Consider the following 22,756-nt stretch of genomic DNA (forward strand, 5'->3'; position numbering starts at 1 on the left):
GAACGAATTTATAAATGTTAATTTTTTAATAATGAAATTTCTTTCCTTACGTAAAAGTAAGTAACGACGGTAGCTAGAAGGTCAGAAATTGGAAAAGAAAACCATATACCGTTTAGTCCAAAAAACATTGGTAATAAAATTATAAACGGAATCAGGAAAATTGATTGTCGTAATAAGGTTAATATTAATGCAGGTTTAGCTTTTCCTACCGCCTGAAAATAAGAAGCACCAACTAATTGAAACGCAATGAACGGTGTGGCTAAAAGTGTAGTTAAAATTGCATTAGGTGTTTGTTCTAACAACTCAGCATCGTTTGTGAAAACGGCTGTCATTTCATAATTGAAGAAATAAACCGCAATAAAAATAAAGATGCAGATAATGGTACCGTATTTATTAGCAGTATTTAAAACATCTTTTACGCGGTCATATAATTCTGCACCATAATTATAACCAGCAATTGGTAAAAACCCTTGAACAATTCCGAAGACAGGAAAGAAGATAAACATCATTAGTCTGTTAATGATACCAAAAACTGCAACAGATGATTCATTTCCATATTTAAATAAAGAATAGTTTAAAATGATGGTTAGTACACTTACGGTTCCTTGTCTTACCAATGTAATACTTCCTAATGAGCTGATTTCAGATACGATACTTTTTTCAAGTTTTAAATAACTTAAACCTATTTTAAGATTACTCTTTTTAGATAATAAGAAACCTAGAATAAATAGTCCGCAAACAGCATAAGCAATAGATGTAGCTAAACCAGCTCCGAACATTCCCCAACCCAAAACTTTGATGAATATGATATCTAAAATGATATTGGCTATAGCTGGTAAAATCAATGCAATCATTGCATAGGTTGGTTTTCCTAAAGCTCTAATAATCGGATTTCCCATCATGGCATATGCTAAAAATGGTACTCCAATAATTATAATTCTAAAATAGGGAAGTGCAGGCTCTAATATATTTCCATTTGCTCCAAATAATTTTAACACAGACTCTTCAAAGAGTAAACAAATAGTTACCAGAATAACAGAGGAAAGTGTGGTTAAGCTAATTTGGTTTCCAAATACTTTCTTCGCTTTTTCTACTTTATCAGCTCCTAATGCCAATGAAATAACTGAACTTCCTCCAATACCAATGGCCATTCCAATAGAGGAAATTAAAAATCCAATAGGTAAAACAACCGTAATTGCTGCAATTGCCAAAACTCCAATCCATTGTCCAACAAAAATGGTATCAACAATCATATTTATTGACATTACCAAAATACCAACGGCTGCAGGAATAGATTGTTTTAGTAGTAATGTACTTACTTTCTCTGTAGAAAGTTCATTGGCAATTTGGTTCATGTTGGAAAAGTATAGTAGAAAATTAGTAAACAAAGTAACGAAATTATACGCTTAGTTATGTAAGTTTGTTAATATGAATTCAAGCAATATTTATAGTACTTCAAGAACTGTTGTTTCAGAAGAAATAGATGAATTAAATCATGTCAATAATGTTGTTTACGTGCAATGGGTGCAAGATGTGGCAAAATTGCATTGGGCAGAATTAACAAAAAACGTTTCTGATAACAATTATATTTGGGTGGTTTTAAAACATGAAATTGATTATAAAAATCAGGCAACTTTGGGTGATGTAGTTACTTTAAAGACTTGGGTTGGAGAGACTGCTGGTGTTAAATCTGTTCGACATGTTGAAATTTATAAAGGCGATATTTTATTGGTTTCAGCGAAAACAACTTGGTGTTTATTAAATAGCAAAACTTTTAGACCAACAAGAATTACTGAAAACATTACGAATTTGCTTTTACCGTATTAAATAAACCTATCTTTGCGGTCTAAAGAAAAACAGATGTCAACATTTTTAGATTTAGGTATTCGTAAAGACTTTATAAAAGGTTTAAAAGAATTAGGTATTAAAACCCCTACAGAAATTCAAGAGAAAGCAATTCCTACCTTATTAACAGAAAGAGCTGATTTCATTGGTTTAGCTCAAACTGGAACAGGAAAAACTGCTGCTTTCGGACTACCTATTTTACATCAAATTAATCCTGAATCAGATGCGATTCAATCATTAATATTATCACCTACCAGAGAATTAGTTCAACAAATAAAAAAACAACTCTTTAAGTTTACTAAATATGTTGATTACAAGATTTTCGTTGAAGGTGTTTATGGAGGAGAGAAAATTGAAAGACAAATAAAGAACTTACAAAGAACCACTCACATAGTTGTAGCGACTCCAGGTAGACTAATAGATTTAATTGAAAGAGGAGAGATAGATCTTAAGAATATTAAAACTCTTGTTTTAGATGAAGCTGACGAAATGTTGAGTATGGGTTTCAAACAAGAACTCAATAGAATTTTAAAATACACCTCTGGAGATAGAAGTACTTGGTTGTTCTCTGCAACGATGCCTGATGAAATTCGTCGTATTGTAAAAACTTACATGAATATCAATGCGAAACGAGTAGAAATAAATCCCGCTTCTGTAGTAAATGAAAACATTACACACTATTATAAAGTTGTAACCTTAGCCAATAAAACTGCTGAAATAATTTCTTTCTTAGAAGGTAGACAAGATGAAAGAGGAATCATATTCGTTAGAACAAAAGCTGGAGCTAGAAAACTAACAGAGGAATTAACGAAAGATGGATTTACTATTGGTGTTTTAGAAGGAGATATGAAACAAATTGAAAGAGATAAAGTAATGCGAGCTTTTAAAAATCAAAGCTTACAATACTTAGTTTCAACCGATGTTGCTGCTCGTGGTATCGATGTACAAAATTTAAATTTTGTAGTTCATCATCAGTTACCTGAGCAGTTAGAGTATTACACACACAGAAGTGGACGTACTGCGAGAGGAGGAAATAGAGGAATATCTCAAGCTTTTGTTTTATCTAATGAAATTGAGAATATTCATCAAATTCAAAAAAGATTAAATATTAAGTTTATCAACAAATAAAACTTTTTTACCTATGGATATAATATATGTTATTGATATTCTAGGAACCTTTGCTTTCGCAATTAGCGGTGCTTTAGTTGCATCTAAAAAAGAGTTTGATTTATTTGGAGTAATAATTCTCGCATTTGTTACAGCAGTAGGAGGAGGAATGCTGAGAGATATTTTGATAAATTCTCATCCTATTAATTGGATAGGTGATCTTAATTATATCTATACCATATTAATAGCTGTGGTTTGCACATTTTTATTTAAAAGTAAAATCGCTCCACTAAGAAAAACCTTCTTTCTATTTGATACCATAGGTATTAGCGTGTTTACGTTGTTAGGATTACAAAAAGGTTTAAGTTTGGACTTACCAGCTATTGTTGCGATTATAATGGGAATGGTTTCTGCGGTTTTCGGAGGTGTAATACGTGATGTGTTATCAAGAGAAGTTCCATTAATATTCAAAAAAGAGATTTATGCTTCTGCTTGTTTAACAGGAGGTTTGGTTTATTTACTGCTGAAAGAGGTTCACTTAAATGATGACATTAACTTTATCATATCTGCATCAGTAATTATTATAATCAGAACTTTTTCGGTAATCTACAAACTACATTTACCAAAAATTAAAGATGATATTTTTACAAGTACGAAGTAAATAAGTTCTTGAAATAGTTTTACTAGGAAACTAAAAATGGCTTATCTGTATTTATTAAATATTTATTTTTTACTGACTAAGTTTATGAAATCTCAAACAAAACTAGCTTAAACTTGATTAAATATCAGTTTTTAATCTTTTTTATTGATAATTTAATACTTTAAAAACCATTCATCTAAGTTAAATTGCAGTTTAACGAAGCTATCAGGTTAAAAAAGTATTATTATTAATTGATTTTGTATTAGTTTGTTACTTTTATCCATGTAATTCAAACACCCCTAGAAATTATGGTTAAAAAAGCAATACTTTCAATTTTAGTTTTTTGTGCAGCACAGGTTACTGCCCAATCAACAAAAACATGTGACAAGCAAGAAGAATCTGTATTAGATTTAAACAGTATTACTAAATGCTCGATTGAAAAAGCAGATAAGAATACTAAAGAGGCTAAAGTTGCAGTTCAGGTTACATCAAGAAGAAGAGTTGTGAGAAAGAGAGATGAAGCTACAGGAGTTATGACGAATGATTATTCACACAAACTGGCTAAGATTAAAGAAAAAACAGAAATCGTTAATAGTATTTCTGTTGATAAAAATGCTGGTATGAAAGTTATTCCTTTTAACTATGTAGACGAGATTCCATTATTTAAAAATTGTGAGAGCGTTGCTATTTATAAACAAGAAAAATGTTTTAAAGCTGAATTAGCTAACCATATTAAGAAAAATTTAAAGTACCCTGAAAACTCTTTTGATAGAGGAATTCAAGGTAGAGTTATAGTACATTTTGTTATCGACAGAGAAGGAAATGTGGATAAAATGAAAATTGTTTCACCATACAAAGGAGAAGAGTTAGGTAAAGAAGCAGAAAGAATTATGAAGAAGTTACCAAAGTTCATTCCAGGTAAACAATCTGGTACTCCAGTTACTGTAAAGTATGGTTTACCTATTACTTTCAGAATTCCAGGTGTAAAGCCTTCAAATGTTAGAAAAGCACCGAAAAAAGCTGTAGTTGCAACAGTATATGATTTTAAAGATGTTGAAACTATTCCACAATTTAAAGGTTGTAAATCTTCAGGAGATACTTCAATAGATTGCTTTAACAAAAACTTAGTAGAGCATATCCAAGATAATTTTGCTTATCCAGCTCAAGCTATTGATAAAAACATCGAAGGAAAGGTATATGTTAAGTTTGTAGTAAATACCGATGGAGATGTTGTAAATATCGAGGCAAAAGGACCAAGCAATGGAGCGGATTTAGAAAAGGCAGCTAAGGAATTAATAGAAAAATTACCAGAGTTTAAAGCTGCAGTTAAGAATGGGCAAAAAGTGAATACTAGATATTCTTTCCCAGTAGTATTTAAGCTAAACTAGAAAATTATACATACTTTTTAACTTTAACCATATGCAAAACTGTCCTTATTATTAGGACAGTTTTTTTGTTTATTCTACAAACTGATTGTTGACAATTTGATACAGAGAAGCTTTTGCTCCGAAATACTTGTTATAATTATCAATAACTTTTAGTTGTGTTTCAATTAATTTGGCTTCACGATAATTAATTCTGAATAAAGATCCTTCACCTAAAACAAACATTCGCTCTTCAGCCTTAACCAAAACTTGATAATCTTTTACAAGATTATTTAAAACTCTATTTTGTTCTAAATAAGAACTAATTTCATTTTGTACAGCACTAATTTTATTTGAAATATTCGCCTTATTAGATGAAATAACAAAATCAATATCTTGTAATTTTAATCTAGCTAATTTTAAATCAGAACGTTCTTTTCTTAAAAAGAGAGGAATACTAACATTTAATCCAGCTTTATAATTATCTGTATCCAGATTTGATAAATCACCAAACTTTGATGTTAGAAAATTATATTCTACATCAACTTTAGGTAATAAATTATTCAATCTTAATCTTTTATCAATGATTAAATTCGCCTTTTTATACTCTAAAGAACGAACCTTAACGTGATTATCCACAATTGTCTGATTATTGTTCAGTGTGGTTGTATTAAGTGTATTGTCGATGTCAGCAAGAGTATTCGAATCGGGAATGATATTTTCTTCAAGCTCTAATGGTAAATTGTTATCTAACCATAAATAATTGGCAAGCTTTAACTTCGATTTTATGTAGTTTAACTTCGCTTTTTCTAAATCCAAAATTCGATTATTTAGATTTATAGTAGCTTCTAAAGTATCTACTGCTGGTTTATCACCTTCGTCATAACTTCTTTTAACATTGTTGAAACGCTGTTTAGCATTTCTTAAAAAAGAAGTATAAGTATTTTGTTTTTCGTATTCTTTTAGCCATTCAAAATAAGTAAGAATGGCATTGTACAATATTTCATTCACCAACATTTGCTGATCTGCTCTGGCTTGTGAGTTATAAATTTTGGCCTTTTTAAGCGTTGCCATTCGTTCATTCGTTAGTAAGCCACGAGCTAAGGAGGCAGAAACACCAGCACTGTATAATCCTTCTTCAGGAACTGTAAATTCTGGATTCAAAAACACCCCTGAATTTTTCTCATAATTACCTTTAAACTCTATTCCATACCAAGTTGGTATTTTAAAAGTGGTATTGAGCTTATCAAAATAATTGGTGTTTTTAAACTTCTTACGGTCATAATCTACCTCTAATTTCGGATCAAAAGCACCACGAGCTTTCATTAATTTAATTTCACCTTCAGTCGTTTTCAATTGTGCTTGTTTAACAATTGGATGAAACTTTTTTACATATCCAATATATTCTTTTAGAGATAATACATTGTCTATATCTGATTGAGAAAAAGTAACTAAACCAGATAGTACGAGTAAAAAACTAAGAGTTTTCTTCATTACTTCTTCTTTTTATTAGAATCTTTTACTTTTGAATCAGGCTGATAGAAGTTAGGAGGGAAGCTGTTAATTTGTCTCCATAATTCAAACCAAATAGGAACGTTGTCTAACAAAGCAATAGTTTTTGCTCCAGAACCTACACGAATAGCTTCTGGCCATGGTTCTGTATCTTGGTTTGGGGCTAACAAAACTCGGTACATGCCATTATCGCTAATAAAATTTTCAATTGCTACAACTTTAGCTCCATAAGTTCCATAGGAAACGTTAGGCCATCCGCTAAAAACGATTGCTGGCCAACCATCAAATTGTACTCGAACATCTTCATCAATATGAATTAAAGGTAAATCGATTGGTCTTACATACATCTCAACGGCTAATTCATAATTAGCAGGCATAATTCCCACTAATTGTTCACCTTCTTTAAAGGTTTCTCCAATACCCGACTTAATCGCTTTGTTAATAAACCCATCTTGCGGTGCTGTTATAAAAAGTAAATTATTTCTTCTTGTATAATTCGCAACATTTGTTTCTAATTTAGAAACTTGAGCTCTTGTATCCAATGCCGCCGATTTAGCTGTAAATAAATTACTACTAGCTTTGGCTATTTTATCATCGTAACTTGTATTGATTGTAGATAAATCTAACCTAGCATTTATAACTTTATTTTGAGATGCTAAATACTTATTTTGCTGAGAAATTAACTTTGCTGCCGCTTCTTGAAACTTTGCTCTTTTTTCCTCAACATCTTTTACAGCTTTCAAACCTTCTTTTTGAAGATTAATTACACGATCAAATTGTGTTTTAGCAATTGTATTTTTGGTTTCTACAGCTTTTAAATCGATACTATCACTTTTCACCTGTAAATGAGCCTGTAATAATTTATTATTGGCTTGCTGTAGTTTCAATTGTTTCTCTCTTTTCAGAGCATTTATTTGTCTTTCAAGTTGAATAACTTTATTATTATAAGCATCTACCGATTGTGACTTTACATTTAATTGCTCCTGAGTTCTTTCAGTTAATCGAGTATCAAAATAATCACTTTTGATTTCTGAAATTCTTAGAATTGTATCACCTTTTTTTACAAAATCTCCTTCTCTAACAAACCATTCCTCAATTCTACCTGGTATTTGAGATTGAAGTGTTTGAGGTCTTTGATTTGGTTGCAATGTGGTTACATTACCTTTCCCTGAAATATTTTGAGTCCACGGTAGGAATAATATGATTAATATAATAAATGAAAACGCCAATAAAAACTTTCGAAACGTTTTATAATACTCTTTTGTAAATATGTCTTTTCCTGATTTGAACTTTGTCAAATCAACATTTTTTGAAACCGGATTGTTCGATATGTTTAGCATAGCTCTATTGTTTAATTTGACCTTTTTCTAAGATTATATATTTATTACAACGTTTCTTCCAATTTGGATTGCTGCTCACAACAATAAGACTCCAAGGTCTTTCTGGACTCGTTAAATAGTTTATTATTTCTTTCGTCTCTTCCTGTTGGAACTGATCTAAAGGATCTTCCAAAATCAATAATTTAGGTTTTTTAACAATTGCTCTAGCTAAAATTATTTTTTTAGCAATCGTATAAGCAATTTGCTTTCCTTCTGGGTTTAAAATAGTATTCAAACCTTTAGGTTGAATTTTTAGAAATTCTGTTAATCCCACAATATCTAAAGCTTCATATATTTCTTGGTCTTTTACTTCAAGATTTCCGAATGTTATATTTTCTCTAAATGTTCCTTCAAAAGGAGTTTCTTCCGATAATGAAAGTCCTAAATTAGATCGATATGAATTGACATGTAAGCTTTGCATGGAAAGATTATTAACATAAATGTGCCCTGAAGTTGGTTCATTTACAGCTGCCACTAATTGTAGTAAACTTGATTTACCCGACCCACTTTCTCCTTGAACTAAAATTCTGTCTTGTTTGTAAATCTCAAAATTTATATTACTCAATATAGGTGTCTTTCTATTAGATACTTCGTAAGATACATCTTGTAATTGAACCTCCAAGTCACCTTCAATAACTTCTCCATTCTGAGATTCTATTGGTCTGTCAACTACTTGCCCTAATTTTTCAATTGAAGTTAATACATCGTAGAAAGACTCTAAACCTAAAATTAATTTTTCAACAGAGTTTATTACCAATAGCACGATAATTTCTGCTGCAACAAATTGACCAATATTCATTTTTTGATCTAACACTAAAAATCCACCAATCAATAGTAAACCAGCAGTTACAAGAACTTTAAAGCTTATCATTTGAATGAATTGAATGATCAAAATTTTAAAGTGACTTTCACGAGAATCTAAATATTTGTGTACCAAACTATCGTTTTTATCTAGTGCTAAACTTGTTTTACCAGAAAGCTTAAAACTTACAACAGATCGAGCTACTTCTTGCAACCAGTGTGCAACCTTGTATTTATTTTTAGATTCATCTAAACTAGTTTCAATACCACGTTGCGCAGTTAACTTAAATACGCTGTAAATTAAAACCATTAAAAGCAAACCAAAAATGATAAAAAATGGATGATAAAATGATAATAACAACATTGCAAAAATAATTTGTAAGAATGCTGATGGCACATCGATTAAAATCTTTGATAAACCTTTTTGAATTGTCAAGGTATCGAAAAATCTATTGGCTAATTCTGGTAAGTAATAATTTCGTAATTCCTTCATTTTTATTTTTGGAAAACGATAACTCAATTCGAATGAAGCTCTAGTAAATATGCGTTGTTGAATGGTTTCAATAATTCTAAGCTGCATTAATTTTAGAACCCCTGAAAAAATCACTCCAATAGTTACTAAAACTACTAGAACAATCCATGAGACCGAAACCTGCGCGCCTTGTAATAAATTGATGATTGCCTGAATTCCTAGCGGAAGAGATAGCGAAACAAGCCCTTCAAAGATTGCGTAATACGCAATTTGGAATATATCTTTTCTTTCTAATTTAAGTAATCCTAAAAAGCGTTTCCAAGGAGTTAGTTGTTGATTAGTCATTAGTTAAAGTTTTTAGAATTAAATCAGTGTAAAAATTTGTTGGTGTAATATCGTCATTACAATTTGTAATTGTTGTAAAGTGTAGTTTAATAAATTGTTGATGTAAAGCTCCCTCCGTAACAGAGCTAGCTAAACTCAAAGGATATTTATAATCGCTATTATGACTCGAAATCATATCTGCTAAACGTCTTACTACTCTTTTATAAGGTAAAAAATATCCTTGTTTATTTTCTGAATCTACACTTTTGGTTAAGTAGGATTTTGAATTTTCGTTAATAATGATTCTGTTTAAAATTACCTCGTTAATATGAGAGAAATCATTATCCTCTTTCGTAGTTCTGGTTACAACATCAATGGCACGAACAAGTTTTTCTTTGGTGTCTTTTAAGCTAAAAGTTTCAATAACTAATTGATACTCTATCCATCTCCAATACCACGCACTTAAGTAGATTAAAAGCATATGTTTACTTTCAAAATATCTGTAAATAGAGCTTTCGTTAGATTTAATTAATTGCCCTAACTTTTTAAACGTAAAGTTTTCAAATCCAATTTCATCTATCAGTATAATACTATTCTCAACTATTTTTTTACCTAATTCCGACGATTCTGGATTCTTAATATAAATACCTTCTGGTACTTCTATTTTCAAATTTGAAAGTAATTCATCCATATTTGATTGTTTTTTTTGCAAATATAATAGTATTACTATTAAAATAAAGTTAAAATTTATTTTTGTTTATATTATTTCCATAATTCTTAAACAAAAAATCGTATCTTTGAAGAAGTAAAATAATTCCAATGGCTAAAAAAAAGAATATTACAAAAGACTTTATAATTGAGAAATACATGGACTATGTATTAACTTATAATGAAAACCCTAAGTCAATATATTTGTTCAGTAAAAACAATAATTTTGTTGAACAAATATTTTACGAACATTTTACTTCATTTGAGTCTCTTCAAAACTCAATATTTGAAATTTTCCATACAAATACACTATCATTATTAGTAAAAAGTGAGGATGTCGAAACGTATAATGCTCAAAATAAATTACTAAGCTATTACTATACAATATTTGAAATTTTTATTGCAAATAGAAGTTATGTGATTTATGCTTTGAAACATCAAAAAGACAATCTTAAAAAGGTTAAAATGTTATCTGGATTAAAGAAACATTTTCAAAATTTCGTTCACACTTTAGAGATTCCAAAACTAGATTTCAAGCAAGATAGAATTGAAAAAATTCAAGACAAAGCAATTGCAGAGAGTGCTTGGATGCAATTTGTAATAACCTTAAAGTTTTGGTTAGAGGACACTTCAAATTCTTTTGAGAAAACAGATGTATTTATTGAAAAATCAGTTAATGCAAGTTTTGAGTTATTGAATATTGCTCCTGTAAAAAGTGTAATTGATTTAGGTAAATTTTTATATAAAGAAACGATTGGCAAATGAAAACGATAGATAATATACCTACATCAAAAATTCAACGCGCATCAAAATTAGTTCAGACTGGAGCTAAAGTTGGTGTGAATTATTTAAAATACTATGGCAACAAAATTGTTAATGGAGAGGATGAAGCCAAGGAACAATTAAATAAGGATAATGCAGAGGATATTTATAATGGTTTAAAGCAGTTGAAAGGTAGTGCGCTAAAAGTTGCTCAAATGTTAAGCATGGAGAAAGGAATTCTTCCTCAAGCTTATGTTGAGCAGTTTTCATTATCTCAATTCTCCGTGCCTCCGTTATCGGCACCTTTGGTGAAAAAAACTTTTAAGAAGTATTTCGGTAAGAATCCTGATGACTTATTTGATGAGTTTAATCTAGAAGCAGTTAGTGGTGCGAGTATCGGACAGGTGCATTTAGCTGTTAAAGATGGAAAAAAATACGCAGTAAAAATTCAATATCCAGGTGTAGCTGAGAGTATTTCGACAGATTTAGCATTAGTAAAACCTATTGCTATTAAAATGTTTAATATTAGAGGAAAGGATAGTGATAAGTATTTCAAAGAAGTAGAAGATAAATTAATTGAAGAAACAAATTATGTTTTAGAAGTTTCTCAAAGTCAAGCTATTGTTGATGCTTGTAAACATATTGAGAATCTTAAGTTCCCGAATTACTACACTGAATTCTCTTCTGATAGAATAATAACAATGGATTGGATGGAAGGTGTTCATCTTTCTGAATTTACTGCTAGGAATGCAAATAAACAAACAGCGACAAAATTAGGACAAGCCCTTTGGGATTTCTACATGTATCAAATGCATAAGCTTAGAAAAGTACATGCAGATCCGCATCCTGGAAACTTTCTTGTATCTAAAGACAATGAACTTATTGTTCTTGACTTTGGTTGCATGAAAGAAGTTCCTGAAGAATTCTATATTCCTTATTTCGAGCTAGCAAAGAAAGAGAATATATCCAATCCAGATTTTTTCGAAAAGAAATTATATGAATTAGAAATATTAAGAAAGGATGATTCTCCTGAAGAAATAGTTTTCTTTAAGGACATGTTTCACGAAATGTTAAGTCTGTTCACACAACCTTTTCATCAAGAAGTTTTTGATTTTTCGGATAAAGATTTCTTTGGTAAAATCACCGAATTAGGAACTAAGTATGCAAAAAATACAGAACTAAGAAATATGAATGGAAATCGTGGTTCAAAGCACTTTATTTATATAAACAGAACGTTTTTTGGCCTTTACAATTTAATGCACGATTTAAAGGCAACTAACATTAAAATTAACAATTTCTATAAGTATTAATGAAGCTATTCGAAAAACAACATATTAATGAGTTTGATAAAATTCATAGGATTAACTTAATGAATAGTTTATCAGGTTACAAATCTGCAAATTTATTAGGAACAGTTTCTAATGAAGGAGAGGAGAACGTAGCTGTTTTTAGTTCAATTGTTCATTTAGGGTCCAATCCACCTTTGTTAGGTTTCATTTTAAGGCCTACGACTGTTCCAAGAAACACCTATGAGAATATTATAAACACAGGATATTATACAGTTAATCATATTTCTAAAGAGTTTACACAAGATGCTCATCATACTTCGGCTAAATATGACAAGAGTATTTCAGAATTTAATATGACTGCTCTGAATCCTGAGTATAAGAATGATTTTCATGCGCCATTTGTAAAAGAGTCTCCAGTGCAAATCGCTATGAAATTTATAGAGGAGCATTATATTAAAGCTAATGATACACTTCTGGTTGTAGGAGAAATTCAATTCTTTTATGTAAAAGAAGAAATGTATAATGCTCAAGATGGCTTTTTAGATTTAGCAAAAGGGAATGTTGCTGCCATTAATGGTTTAGATGCGTATGCTATTCCTGAATCTAATAAAAGATACGAATATCAGAGACCTAAAAAAACAATTTCATAAGGAATGAAAATTTTAATCACAGGTACAACGGGTTATATAGCAAAACGCTTGGTGCTTCAATTGTTGGAAAACAATCATGAACTTGTTTGTTGTGTCCGTGATTTAAATAGAATTCCAGATGAAATTGAAAACAAGGAAAATATAGAGTTTTTAAAAGTAGATTTTTTAAAAGAGAATCTACCAGAGTTACCAAAAGATATTGATGCTGCATATTATCTTATTCATTCAATGTCCTCAAGTTCTGGAGATTTTGAAGACTTAGAAAAAAAATGTGCAGACAATTTTAAAAAACTCGTTGAAAAGACAAATTGTAAGCAAGTAATCTATTTAAGTGGAATTGTAAATGATAATTCCTTATCCAAACATTTACAATCTCGTTTACAAGTTGAGCAAACGTTAACGTCAAATAAGTATGCTTTAACCACATTTAAAGCTGGAATAATTGTAGGAAGTGGAAGTGCATCTTTCGAAATCATTAGAGATATAGTTGAAAAGCTTCCTGTAATGATTACTCCGAAATGGTTAAATACGAAAACGCAACCAATAGCTATTAGAGATGTATTAAGTTTTTTAGTTAATGGATTAGGAAATGAGAAAGTTCACAACAAATCTTTTGATATCTGTGGACCTGAAGTGTTAACCTACAAACAAATGTTATTAGAATTTGCTAAGGTTAGAGGCTTAAAAAGGTACATTTTTACATTGCCTGTACTAACACCAAGACTTTCGTCCTACTGGCTCTATTTTGTGACGTCAACTTCATTCAATTTGGCAAAAGCATTGGTAGATAGTATGAAGGTTGAAGTGATCGCAAAACCAAGTAATATTAACGAGTTACTGAGAGTAGAACCTATTAGATATTCAGAAGCAGTAGACGTTGCTTTTCAAAAAATTGAACAAAATGCCGTTATCTCAAGTTGGAAAGATGCTATAAGTAGCGGTGTTTTTAAAGATCAACTAAGTAAGCACATTCAAATACCACAATTTGGATGTTTTAAAGATGTAAGATCTCGTCAAATTCGTAATGAAGAACAAACTATTGATAAAATATGGTCCATTGGAGGAGAAAATGGGTGGTACAGTTTTACTTGGTTATGGAAAATTCGTGGTTATATGGATAAGCTGGTTGGAGGAGTAGGTTTAAGAAGAGGAAGAACACATAGTTCTTATTTAGAACCTGGAGATCCTTTGGATTTTTGGCGTGTTTTATTAGCTGATAAAGAGGGAAAAAGATTATTGCTTTTTGCAGAGATGAAATTACCTGGTGAAGCTTGGTTAGAATTTAAGATAGTTAAAAATCAATTATTCCAGCGCGCTGTATTTAGACCAAAAGGAATATGGGGAAGACTGTATTGGTATAGTGTTTTACCTTTTCATGCTTTTGTTTTTAATGGAATGATTGACGCATTAGTAGCAGAACAGTGAAAGGTGTAAAAAAACAACATTTACCTTCCAAAGTTTGTCCTTCATGTGAAAGGCCCTTTGTTTGGAGAAAAAAATGGGAAAGAGATTGGGATAACGTTAAATATTGTAGTAAAAAATGCAAAAATCTAAAACAGCAATAGTATGGTTTACCAACAACTTAAGAGTACGAAATAATAAAGTTCTCTATAAAGCTTGTGCCAACTATGACAAGGTTATTGCTGTTTATTGCTTTAATCCTAATCATTATAAAATAAACGAATATGGATTTAAAAAAACCGAAAAATATAGAGCCAAATTTATCATCGAATCTGTTAATGATTTACATGAGAATTTAAAAAAATTAAACATTTCTCTCTTCTTATGTTATGAGCATCCGCAAGTTTTTTTGCCAAAATTTTGTCTGACGCATAACGCGGATGCTCTTTTTTTTCAGAGGGAATTTACAAGTGAAGAAACACTTGAAATACAATATATAAGATCATCAATTCCAGAGCAAGTTGAGGTGTTTGAATATTACGATCAATTTTTAGTTGAACCAAGTAACATTTCTTTCGAGACCCGCCAAACACCTCACATTTTTACTGAGTTTCGTAAGAAACTAGAGAAGTATGGGGTTATCGAACAGGAAGTTTATCCCATAAAGAAAAATATTTCCAACTTAATTAAAGAGGAAACTAAGTTTATTACACTTCAAGATTTGGGATTTGAAGAGTTTGACACTCCAGCGTATTCTGCTTTTCCTTTTTCGGGAGGAGAAACTGAAGCTCTTGAACGCCTAAAAGAGTATTTTTTTAATTCTAAGAAGCTATCGTATTATAAAAAAACTCGTAATGGTTTATTGGGAGTTGATTATAGTTCTAAGTTTTCTCCATGGCTAGCTAATGGATGTATATCTGCAGTTACTATTTACTGGGAAGTAAAAAAGTATGAGAATCTGATTGAAAAAAATCAATCAACTTATTGGTTAATTTTTGAACTGATTTGGAGAGATTATTTTAAGTACCTCGCTATAAAACATAGAAATCAGTTATTTAAAATTGATGGTATTAAGGAAATTGATTACGAATGGAAGCAAGATGAAGATCTAGTTCAAAAATGGATCAATGGTGAAACTTCTGAACCGTTTGTTAATGCCAACATGATTGAATTACGGGAAACTGGATGGATGAGTAACCGAGGTAGACAAAACGTGGCCTCATATTTTTCAAAAGAACTTCAATTAGACTGGAGAATTGGTGCATCGTATTTTGAAAGTATGCTAATCGATTATGATGTACACAGTAACTATGGAAATTGGCAATATGTCTCTGGAGTAGGTAATGACCCTCGAAACAGAAAGTTTAACATACAACTACAAGCTGAAAGATATGACAGCAATGGGAAATTTCAGCGTACGTGGTTACAAACAACATTATTTTAAATGAATAAAATTAGTATCATATTTCCACATCAATTATTCAAAAACATAACAGATTATCTTTCTCAAGGTATTCATGTGTATTTGATTGAGGAATTATTATACTTCAATCAATATAACTTTCATAAGCAAAAGTTAGCTTTTCATAGAGCAACTCTTAAATTTTATGAAGATTATCTTCATACAAAAGGATTCAAAACAACGTACATTGAAGCAAATAATCCATTATCTGATATTAGAGAATTGATACCAGAAATCGAAAGCAAAGGCTGCAGAGAATTGTTCTTATTTGATCCAACAGATAATTGGTTATCAAAAAGAATTAAAGAATCTACAGTACAAGCTGAAATTAAATGGTTCGATAATCCTTTATTTATCAATTCAAAAGAAGAATTATCTTCCTTTTTTAAAAAGACAAAGAAAAAATTTTATCAAACTTCGTTTTATAAAGATGAAAGAATAAAACGAAATATTTTAGTTCAGAATGGTGATCCAGTAGGAGGAAAGTGGACCTTTGATACAGAGAACCGAAAGAAATATCCGAAGAACAAAATCACCCCGGTTGTTTTATTTCCAGATATTAACAAATATTACAAGGAAGCTAAAACTTACATTAGTGAAAACTTTCAAGATAATTTAGGAGAGCTTCATCAGTTCCAAATTTACCCAACAACGTTTGCTGAAGCTGAAAAATGGTTACAGGAGTTTTTAGAAGTACGTTTTCATGAGTTCGGAGATTATGAAGATGCAATTGTAAAAGACAGAAATTTTCTACATCACAGTATTCTATCTCCATTAATCAATGTAGGATTATTATCTCCTTTATACGTTATTGAATCCGCTATTAATTATGCTGCAAAGAACGAAATACCAATAAATTCATTGGAAGGCTTTGTCCGTCAGATATTAGGTTGGAGAGAATTTATAAGAGGAGTTTATGAAGTAAAAGGTTCGGAAGAAAGAACACGAAATTACTGGAATCATTCACGAAAAATTCCGGCATCATTTTATACAGGAAATACTGGAATTCTACCAATTGATACCACCATTAAAAGAATTTTAAAAACCGGATATACGCATCATATTGAGCGTTTAATGGTGCTCGGAAATTTTATGTTGCTCTGTGAGTTTGATCCGAATCAGGTTTATCAATGGTTTATGGAGTTTTTTATCGACGCCTACGATTGGGTGATGGTACCAAATGTGTACGGAATGACTTTGTTTGCTGACGGAGGATTAATGTCTACCAAGCCATATATAAGCAGTAGCAATTATATCAAAAAAATGAGTGATTATCCTTCTGGATATTGGGAAGATGTTTGGGATGGCTTATTTTGGAGATTCATGGATGTTAATCGTGATAAATTAGCTAAGAATCCTAGGTTAAGAATGTTGATTTCTAACCTTGATAAAATGTCTTCAGAAAAAAGAAATACTCTTTTTGATGCAGCAGAGAGCTTCTTGAATTCTTTAGACAAGTTAGAAGAAAAAGAAACCAATTATACTTTAAAATTTCATGATGAATAAAGAAAGAATATCAGTTGTTTGGTTAAAAAGAGATTTACGACTTCGTGATAATGAAGCAATTCAAAATGCTTTACAATCAGATAAAAGAGTGCTCTTTTTATATGTTTTTGAAAATCTTTTATTGAATGATGAACATTATAGTAAGCGTCATTGGGATTTTATTAAACAATCTATCGCAGATATCAATGAGGATTTATCCAAATACAACACAAAAGTTTTAAGTGTAACTGGAGATATTTTTGCTGTTTTTAATCAGTTACAATCAAAATATACAATAAGTAATGTATTCTCTCATCAAGAAACAGGATTATTAGTCACTTTTAATAGGGATAAAGAATTTGCTCGTTATTGTAGAAATAATTTAATAGAATGGACAGAAAACATTAATAACGGTGTTTTACGAGGGCTTTTAAATAGAGATGATTGGTTTGAGAAATGGGAAGACTATATGTACCAGCCTCAAATAGAATTTAAAGCTTCAACAGAACGTTTTATTTCTTTGTCTGAGATACATTCACTTTCAGAGTATTTTCATACGACGAATTTAAAAACGGATGAGGATAAGAATTTTCAGCATGGAGGAACCAAAATGGCTTGGAAATATGCCGATTCATTTTTTAATGAACGCTATGAAAAGTACATGTTTCATATTTCTAAACCTGAAGATTCAAGAACAAGTTGTAGTAGATTATCTCCGTATATAGCTTGGGGAAATGTTTCAATAAGAGAAATCTTTCAGAAAGCTAAGGAAGTAAAGCAAAATTCATCCGGAAAAAGACATTTAGGTGCATTTATTTCAAGATTGCGATGGCAAGCTCATTTTATTCAGAAGTTTGAAATGGAGTGTACCATGGAAAACGCAAGTGTAAATAAAGGATATCATAAACTTAAAAAATCAATTTCTAAAGGTTATATCGAAGCTTGGGAAAAAGGTCAAACTGGTTTTCCTTTAGTTGATGCGTCTATGCGTTGTTTAAATACTACTGGCTATATAAACTTTAGAATGAGGGCCATGTTAGTCTCTTTTTTTACTCATATTTTATGGCAGCCTTGGCAAGAAGCAACACATCATTTGTCAAGATGTTTTCTAGATTTTGAACCAGGAATTCATTTTCCGCAGTTACAAATGCAAGCAGGTGAAACTGGAATTAACAACCTTAGAATCTATAATCCTATAAAAAACGGACAAGAACATGACCCTGATGCTACGTTTATTAAAAAATGGGTTCCTGAATTAGCGCATTTATCAACACCTTTTATTCATGAACCGTATTTAATGACTCCATTAGATCAACAGTTTAATAATTGTCATTTAGGTACTGATTATCCTTATCCAATTGTAAACATAAAAGAAAACAGAAAAAGAGCTAGTGAAATTTTATGGAATATGAAAAAGGATAAAGATGTGCTAAAAGAAAGCGTGAGAATACTAAGAAAGCATACAATTAATAATAGAAGTAGAATGTTACGAGACGAATGATATTTAATACAACATACAACAACGAAGATTTTAACATACATAGTAAAGAGCTATTGGGTAAACCTTTTGGTTTTCTTGATCGAATTAAAATGAAGGGAATTGGTTCTGGAAGATTTATGATTCATGAGTTAAGTGAAAAATTACATTCTAAACAGAAGCAATTCTCAGAACTTAATTATGGAAATTTAGAATTAAGACCAAATGGAATTTTGGTTCATTTTACTAATCGACTTGAACGTTACTCTTGGTGTATTCCTTACTATAAGTTAGTGGTTTATAATTCTAGTTATTTCAGTATTCATGCAGAAGGGAATTTTATAAAGTTCTTAAAGAATAAAAATTATGTAGAAAACAAAAAATTCATTGACAAAATGATTGATTACAAAAATGAATTTTTAAATCTTGATTATTATGACGGTTAGAGAAATCGATAGAATTATAGAAATGGCTTGGGAAGACCGAACGACTTTTGATGCCATTCAATTTCAGTTTGGATTAAAAGAGCAAGAAGTTATTGATTTAATGCGTAAAGAAATGAAGCCTTCAAGCTTTAGAATGTGGCGAAAAAGAGTTACAGGTCGGGCAACCAAACATCAGGCAAAACGTGAGTTTGATAAAGGAAGATTTAAATGCACACGACAACGAAATATTTCAAACAATAAAATATCAAAAAGATAATACAATATGAAAACTATCATAGTAGTAGGTGGAAGTAAAGGAATTGGAAATGCTATAATTAACCAATTAAAGCAAAATCATAAAATAATAAATTTTAGTAGGAGTGAAGCTGAGTCTCACCCAAATGTTACTCATTATTCAGTTGATATTTTACAAGACGAAATGCCGGAACTAAATGAAGACATTCATGGTTTGGTATACTGCCCAGGAAGTATTAATCTAAAACCTGTAAATCGTCTTTCGCTAGATGATTTTAGAAACGACTTTGAAATTAACGTAATTGGTGCAGTAAAAGTCATACAAAAATATATCAATCAATTAAAGAATAATGATGCTAGTGTAGTTTTATTCAGTACGGTCGCTACTAAATTAGGAATGCCATTTCATGCGAGCGTAGCCGCTAGTAAGTCAGCAGTGGAGGGCTTAGCAAAATCATTAGCAGGTGAATTTGCAACTAAAGTTCGTTTTAATTGTATTGCTCCAACAGTAACCGATACTTCTTTAGCGGAAAAGCTATTGAGAAACGAAAAGCAAAAAGAGAATATGGAAAACCGCCATCCGTTAAAGAAATATTTAAAAGCTGATGAAGTTGCCAGTTTAGCTTCTTATTTATTATCAGAACAATCTTCGGCAATCTCTGGACAAGTATTTCCTATTGATGCTGGAATTGTTAGTTTAAAATTATAATATGAAATATGTTCTATCCTTTTTATTTGTAATGAGTTTATCTACTACAGATTTGATTTTATTTGATTTCTCTAAAACTTGCGATATCAATAATTGGTATATTACTAACGACGATGTTATGGGCGGTGTTTCAACATCAAAAATTACATTAAACAGCAATGGTCATGGAGTCTTTCAGGGAAAAGTGTCAACTGAAAATAATGGAGGATTTGCTATGACAAAATTACCAGTCAGTATAGATTTAAATTCGATGCAAAAGAAGATAGTACTAAGAGTTAAAGGTGATTCGAAAAACTATCAGTTTAGAATTAAATCAAAATCCTATCAGCGTTATTCGTATGTAAATTCTTTTCAAACCCAAAATGAATGGGAAACTATAGAATTATTACTTGAAGATTTTTATCCTGCTTACAGAGGATATAAACTTAATAAGGCCAATTTTAATTGGAATAGAATTGAAGAAATCGCAATTTTAATTGGAAATAAAAGAGATGAAAATTTTGAATTGGAAATTGATTATATAAAAATCATTTAAGATATCATACCTTCCAGCTAAACTTTATTGTAGTCCCTTGACCCTCTTCTGACTCAACAGAGATAAAACCGTTGTTTTCAGTAACTAATTTTTGCACAATAGTAAGACCAATTCCAGTACTGTGCTCATCATCTTTGTCCAATCTACTAAACATCTCAAATATTTTCGAATGATATTTCGTGTCAATTCCAGGGCCATTATCACTTACTGAAAACACATATTCTTCATCTGTAATTAAGGCTGTAATTTCTATTACAGCTTTTTCTTTATCATTATATTTTATGGCATTACTAATGAGGTTTTGAAAAACATGTTCTAATGCTATTCTATTCGCATACACTTGAATATCTTCATCGGGTAAGTGGATTAAATTCTGCTTAGTGTGATTTAATATATCAACTACGTCTTTCAATAAATTATTCAAGCTGAATAATTCTTTCTTTTTACTTCCTTTCGCAACTTTTGAATACTCTAAAAGACCGTTAATTAATCCGTCCATTTTAGAAACTCTATTCTTTAACAATCCAAAATGTTTTTTCGCATTTTCATCCATTACCAATTCTAAATCTTCTTCAATAAATGTAATAAGCGTGTGCATGGCTACCAATGGCGCTTTCAAATCGTGAGAGACAATATGATTAAAACTATCTAATTCGGCATTTGAACTTTCTAATTGTTTTAAATTTTCCTTAAGCTCTAAATTGACCTTAGTAAGTTCATTTGATTGTAATGTAATCTCTTTTCGTTGATTTACAGCTAATTCTCTTGATTTTGCCAATTGTTTAAATGAAGTTGAGAATCGGTACATCAATAGCATGGATAACATTAAAAAAACAATTACATAACCAAAATTTACATAGATTATAGTATTCTCTATTTTTCCAAGAAAAACAAAAATATGTAAGAAAAAAACAATTGTTCCTAGTAACATACTAACCAATAATAATATAGAATCATGTTTTTTCTCTCTTAAAGATTTAGCAATTATGAAAAAAACATATAAAATATTGATAATCATAAATACTAAAAAAGGAACTACAAACTCAGTGAAGTAAGGAGCAGGAAGTACTATAATTAGCGTTGCTAACAAGTAGAAAGAATAGCGCAAAATTTTGGGATATAACTTGTGGGAAAACCCTTTAAAAATCTGGTTAAAAAACAAACTGGCAGCAGTACCAGCATAAAACAATGAGAGATACTCAACTTTAGTAAGTAATATCCAACTTATATTTGGAAAAACATCCGTGAGAGGAGCATATCTGCTACTTACTGCCATATATGACAAACAAACACAGGCAAGACCTAAGTGTAATATCGCTTTATCTTTATTCCAATAGAAAAAGAAAAACAAAAGAAAGAAAAAACCTATAAAACCTAAACAACCAATAAATAACATATCAGCTATAATTTTTTTTCTCAACTTTTTCTCTAGATAATTTGTCTCACTTAAAATTATATCTTTATCAATGCCTGCTTTGTTATGGTAAAAATTTGCAACCTGAATTACAATTTCAAAATTTGATTCATGTTTGTCTAAATCAATTTTTTTCGAAAATCTTCTGTGTAAAGTAGTTTCTTTGGTTGCTCCAACTATACCTATTTCGGACATTAATCTTCCATTAATCCATATTTTAGATGAAGAATAGGCTGGAGGTATAAAAAGAGAGGTATTTGGCCTATCTAGAGGCATGGAAAATTGTAACCTGTAAGTTGCATATCCAAAAGTAGGAAGCCTTTTGTTTTTAAGAATAAAGTGTGTCCAAGTTTGTGTTTTTACTATAGTATCGGGACTAATTTCTTTTTCAAAATCTTTGGGTGATAATAATTTGTTCCAATAAAATTCCCATTCTGAATCTAATACAATTTCAGAATTTCCATTTATCACATTGTTATGAAGGTGTATTCTAAGCTCTTTATTATCGGGGGTTTGTAGAGCAGAACTCGAATAACTTAAAAAAAACAACCAACAAAAACAAAAGACAATTTTTAAAAAAAAGTTTTTCAATCTATACATTGGGGGATTGTTGTATAAATATTGGTATACTATGTATTTCACTTTACCAATGTAGTTATTATTAATGACTTTTGTGATATGTTAAATATATCATTTTCTAATATTTTTCAAAAAATGATGTTAATCCTTTAAAATATTAG

At 30.5% G+C, this 22,756-nt stretch carries 22 protein-coding genes; 16 read left to right on the top strand and 6 right to left on the bottom strand.

The genetic code is table 11. The features are described from left to right. Window positions 1–17: 17 nt before the first annotated feature. Entirely contained in the window at window positions 18–1,355 is a 1,338-nt protein-coding gene (locus ACOSP6_RS02715; RefSeq protein ID WP_422093205.1) for an MATE family efflux transporter, read from the bottom strand. Window positions 1,356–1,428: 73 nt separating this feature from the next. On the opposite strand from ACOSP6_RS02715, the gene ACOSP6_RS02720 reads away from it, so the two are divergent. From ACOSP6_RS02720 to ACOSP6_RS02735, 4 genes are all read left to right on the top strand, one after another. Next, window positions 1,429–1,827, top strand: a complete 399-nt coding sequence (locus ACOSP6_RS02720; protein WP_422093206.1) for an acyl-CoA thioesterase — start codon at window positions 1,429–1,431, stop codon at window positions 1,825–1,827. 33 nt (window positions 1,828–1,860) lie between these two features. Further along, entirely contained in the window at window positions 1,861–2,973 is a 1,113-nt protein-coding gene (locus ACOSP6_RS02725; RefSeq protein ID WP_422093207.1) for a DEAD/DEAH box helicase, read from the top strand. A 13-nt stretch (window positions 2,974–2,986) separates the two neighbouring features. Further along, window positions 2,987–3,613 (top strand): trimeric intracellular cation channel family protein, encoded by a 627-nt coding sequence (locus tag ACOSP6_RS02730; RefSeq protein WP_422093208.1) that lies wholly within the window; start codon window positions 2,987–2,989, stop codon window positions 3,611–3,613. Window positions 3,614–3,900: 287 nt separating this feature from the next. After that, complete coding sequence (locus tag ACOSP6_RS02735; RefSeq protein WP_422093209.1) at window positions 3,901–4,980, top strand: energy transducer TonB; 1,080 nt, start codon at window positions 3,901–3,903, stop codon at window positions 4,978–4,980. Between the two features lie 69 nt (window positions 4,981–5,049). On the opposite strand, the gene ACOSP6_RS02740 is transcribed toward ACOSP6_RS02735, so the two are convergent. Genes ACOSP6_RS02740 through ACOSP6_RS02755 form a run of 4 tightly spaced genes read right to left on the bottom strand, consistent with a single transcriptional unit; the run spans window position 5,050 to window position 10,135 of the window. Further along, entirely contained in the window at window positions 5,050–6,450 is a 1,401-nt protein-coding gene (locus tag ACOSP6_RS02740; protein WP_422093210.1) for a TolC family protein, read from the bottom strand. Continuing rightward, window positions 6,450–7,808: an HlyD family secretion protein gene (locus tag ACOSP6_RS02745; RefSeq protein WP_422093211.1), complete on the bottom strand. Its 1,359-nt coding sequence runs from the start codon at window positions 7,806–7,808 to the stop codon at window positions 6,450–6,452. The genes ACOSP6_RS02740 and ACOSP6_RS02745 overlap by 1 nt, the downstream gene beginning before the upstream one ends. Window positions 7,809–7,812: 4 nt before the next feature. Next, entirely contained in the window at window positions 7,813–9,465 is a 1,653-nt protein-coding gene (locus ACOSP6_RS02750; protein ID WP_422093212.1) for a peptidase domain-containing ABC transporter, read from the bottom strand. Next, window positions 9,458–10,135: a TetR/AcrR family transcriptional regulator gene (locus ACOSP6_RS02755; RefSeq protein WP_422093213.1), complete on the bottom strand. Its 678-nt coding sequence runs from the start codon at window positions 10,133–10,135 to the stop codon at window positions 9,458–9,460. Before ACOSP6_RS02755 ends, ACOSP6_RS02750 begins: the two co-directional genes overlap by 8 nt. Window positions 10,136–10,263: 128 nt before the next feature. Between ACOSP6_RS02755 and ACOSP6_RS02760 the strand changes: the two genes are divergently transcribed. From ACOSP6_RS02760 to ACOSP6_RS02815, 12 genes are read left to right on the top strand one after another with little or no spacing between them, the layout of a single operon-like run. Continuing rightward, window positions 10,264–10,917, top strand: coding sequence for a TetR family transcriptional regulator C-terminal domain-containing protein (locus ACOSP6_RS02760; RefSeq protein WP_422093214.1), 654 nt, complete (start codon window positions 10,264–10,266; stop codon window positions 10,915–10,917). Beyond that, complete coding sequence (locus tag ACOSP6_RS02765) at window positions 10,914–12,224, top strand: ABC1 kinase family protein (RefSeq protein WP_422093215.1); 1,311 nt, start codon at window positions 10,914–10,916, stop codon at window positions 12,222–12,224. Before ACOSP6_RS02760 ends, ACOSP6_RS02765 begins: the two co-directional genes overlap by 4 nt. Continuing rightward, window positions 12,224–12,853 carry a flavin reductase family protein gene (locus tag ACOSP6_RS02770; protein ID WP_422093216.1) on the top strand — a complete coding sequence of 210 codons (630 nt, stop codon included), beginning with the start codon at window positions 12,224–12,226 and terminating at the stop codon, window positions 12,851–12,853. Before ACOSP6_RS02765 ends, ACOSP6_RS02770 begins: the two co-directional genes overlap by 1 nt. 3 nt (window positions 12,854–12,856) lie before the next feature. Next, window positions 12,857–14,278, top strand: coding sequence for an SDR family oxidoreductase (locus ACOSP6_RS02775; RefSeq protein ID WP_422093217.1), 1,422 nt, complete (start codon window positions 12,857–12,859; stop codon window positions 14,276–14,278). Next, window positions 14,275–14,418 carry a DUF2256 domain-containing protein gene (locus tag ACOSP6_RS02780; protein ID WP_422093218.1) on the top strand — a complete coding sequence of 48 codons (144 nt, stop codon included), beginning with the start codon at window positions 14,275–14,277 and terminating at the stop codon, window positions 14,416–14,418. Before ACOSP6_RS02775 ends, ACOSP6_RS02780 begins: the two co-directional genes overlap by 4 nt. Further along, entirely contained in the window at window positions 14,394–15,698 is a 1,305-nt protein-coding gene (locus ACOSP6_RS02785; protein ID WP_422093219.1) for a DASH family cryptochrome, read from the top strand. Before ACOSP6_RS02780 ends, ACOSP6_RS02785 begins: the two co-directional genes overlap by 25 nt. Further along, a complete protein-coding gene (locus ACOSP6_RS02790; protein WP_422093220.1) occupies window positions 15,699–17,222 on the top strand; it encodes a cryptochrome/photolyase family protein in 1,524 nt (507 codons plus the stop codon). It abuts the gene before it with no gap. Beyond that, window positions 17,212–18,702 carry a deoxyribodipyrimidine photo-lyase/cryptochrome family protein gene (locus tag ACOSP6_RS02795; protein ID WP_422093221.1) on the top strand — a complete coding sequence of 497 codons (1,491 nt, stop codon included), beginning with the start codon at window positions 17,212–17,214 and terminating at the stop codon, window positions 18,700–18,702. The genes ACOSP6_RS02790 and ACOSP6_RS02795 overlap by 11 nt, the downstream gene beginning before the upstream one ends. Next, a complete protein-coding gene (locus ACOSP6_RS02800) occupies window positions 18,699–19,124 on the top strand; it encodes a hypothetical protein (RefSeq protein ID WP_422093222.1) in 426 nt (141 codons plus the stop codon). The genes ACOSP6_RS02795 and ACOSP6_RS02800 overlap by 4 nt, the downstream gene beginning before the upstream one ends. Next, a complete protein-coding gene (locus tag ACOSP6_RS02805) occupies window positions 19,114–19,380 on the top strand; it encodes a TIGR03643 family protein (RefSeq protein WP_422093223.1) in 267 nt (88 codons plus the stop codon). The genes ACOSP6_RS02800 and ACOSP6_RS02805 overlap by 11 nt, the downstream gene beginning before the upstream one ends. Window positions 19,381–19,386: 6 nt before the next feature. Next, window positions 19,387–20,067 (top strand): SDR family NAD(P)-dependent oxidoreductase, encoded by a 681-nt coding sequence (locus ACOSP6_RS02810; protein WP_422093224.1) that lies wholly within the window; start codon window positions 19,387–19,389, stop codon window positions 20,065–20,067. 1 nt (window position 20,068) lies between these two features. Beyond that, window positions 20,069–20,602 (top strand): CIA30 family protein, encoded by a 534-nt coding sequence (locus ACOSP6_RS02815; RefSeq protein ID WP_422093225.1) that lies wholly within the window; start codon window positions 20,069–20,071, stop codon window positions 20,600–20,602. A gap of 4 nt (window positions 20,603–20,606) precedes the next feature. Here the strand turns inward: ACOSP6_RS02815 and ACOSP6_RS02820 are convergent, their stop codons facing one another. Continuing rightward, window positions 20,607–22,487: a sensor histidine kinase gene (locus tag ACOSP6_RS02820; RefSeq protein ID WP_422093226.1), complete on the bottom strand. Its 1,881-nt coding sequence runs from the start codon at window positions 22,485–22,487 to the stop codon at window positions 20,607–20,609. Window positions 22,488–22,756 lie beyond the last annotated feature (269 nt).

Source organism: Tenacibaculum sp. MEBiC06402, assembly GCF_049239625.1.
Classification (GTDB): domain Bacteria; phylum Bacteroidota; class Bacteroidia; order Flavobacteriales; family Flavobacteriaceae; genus Polaribacter.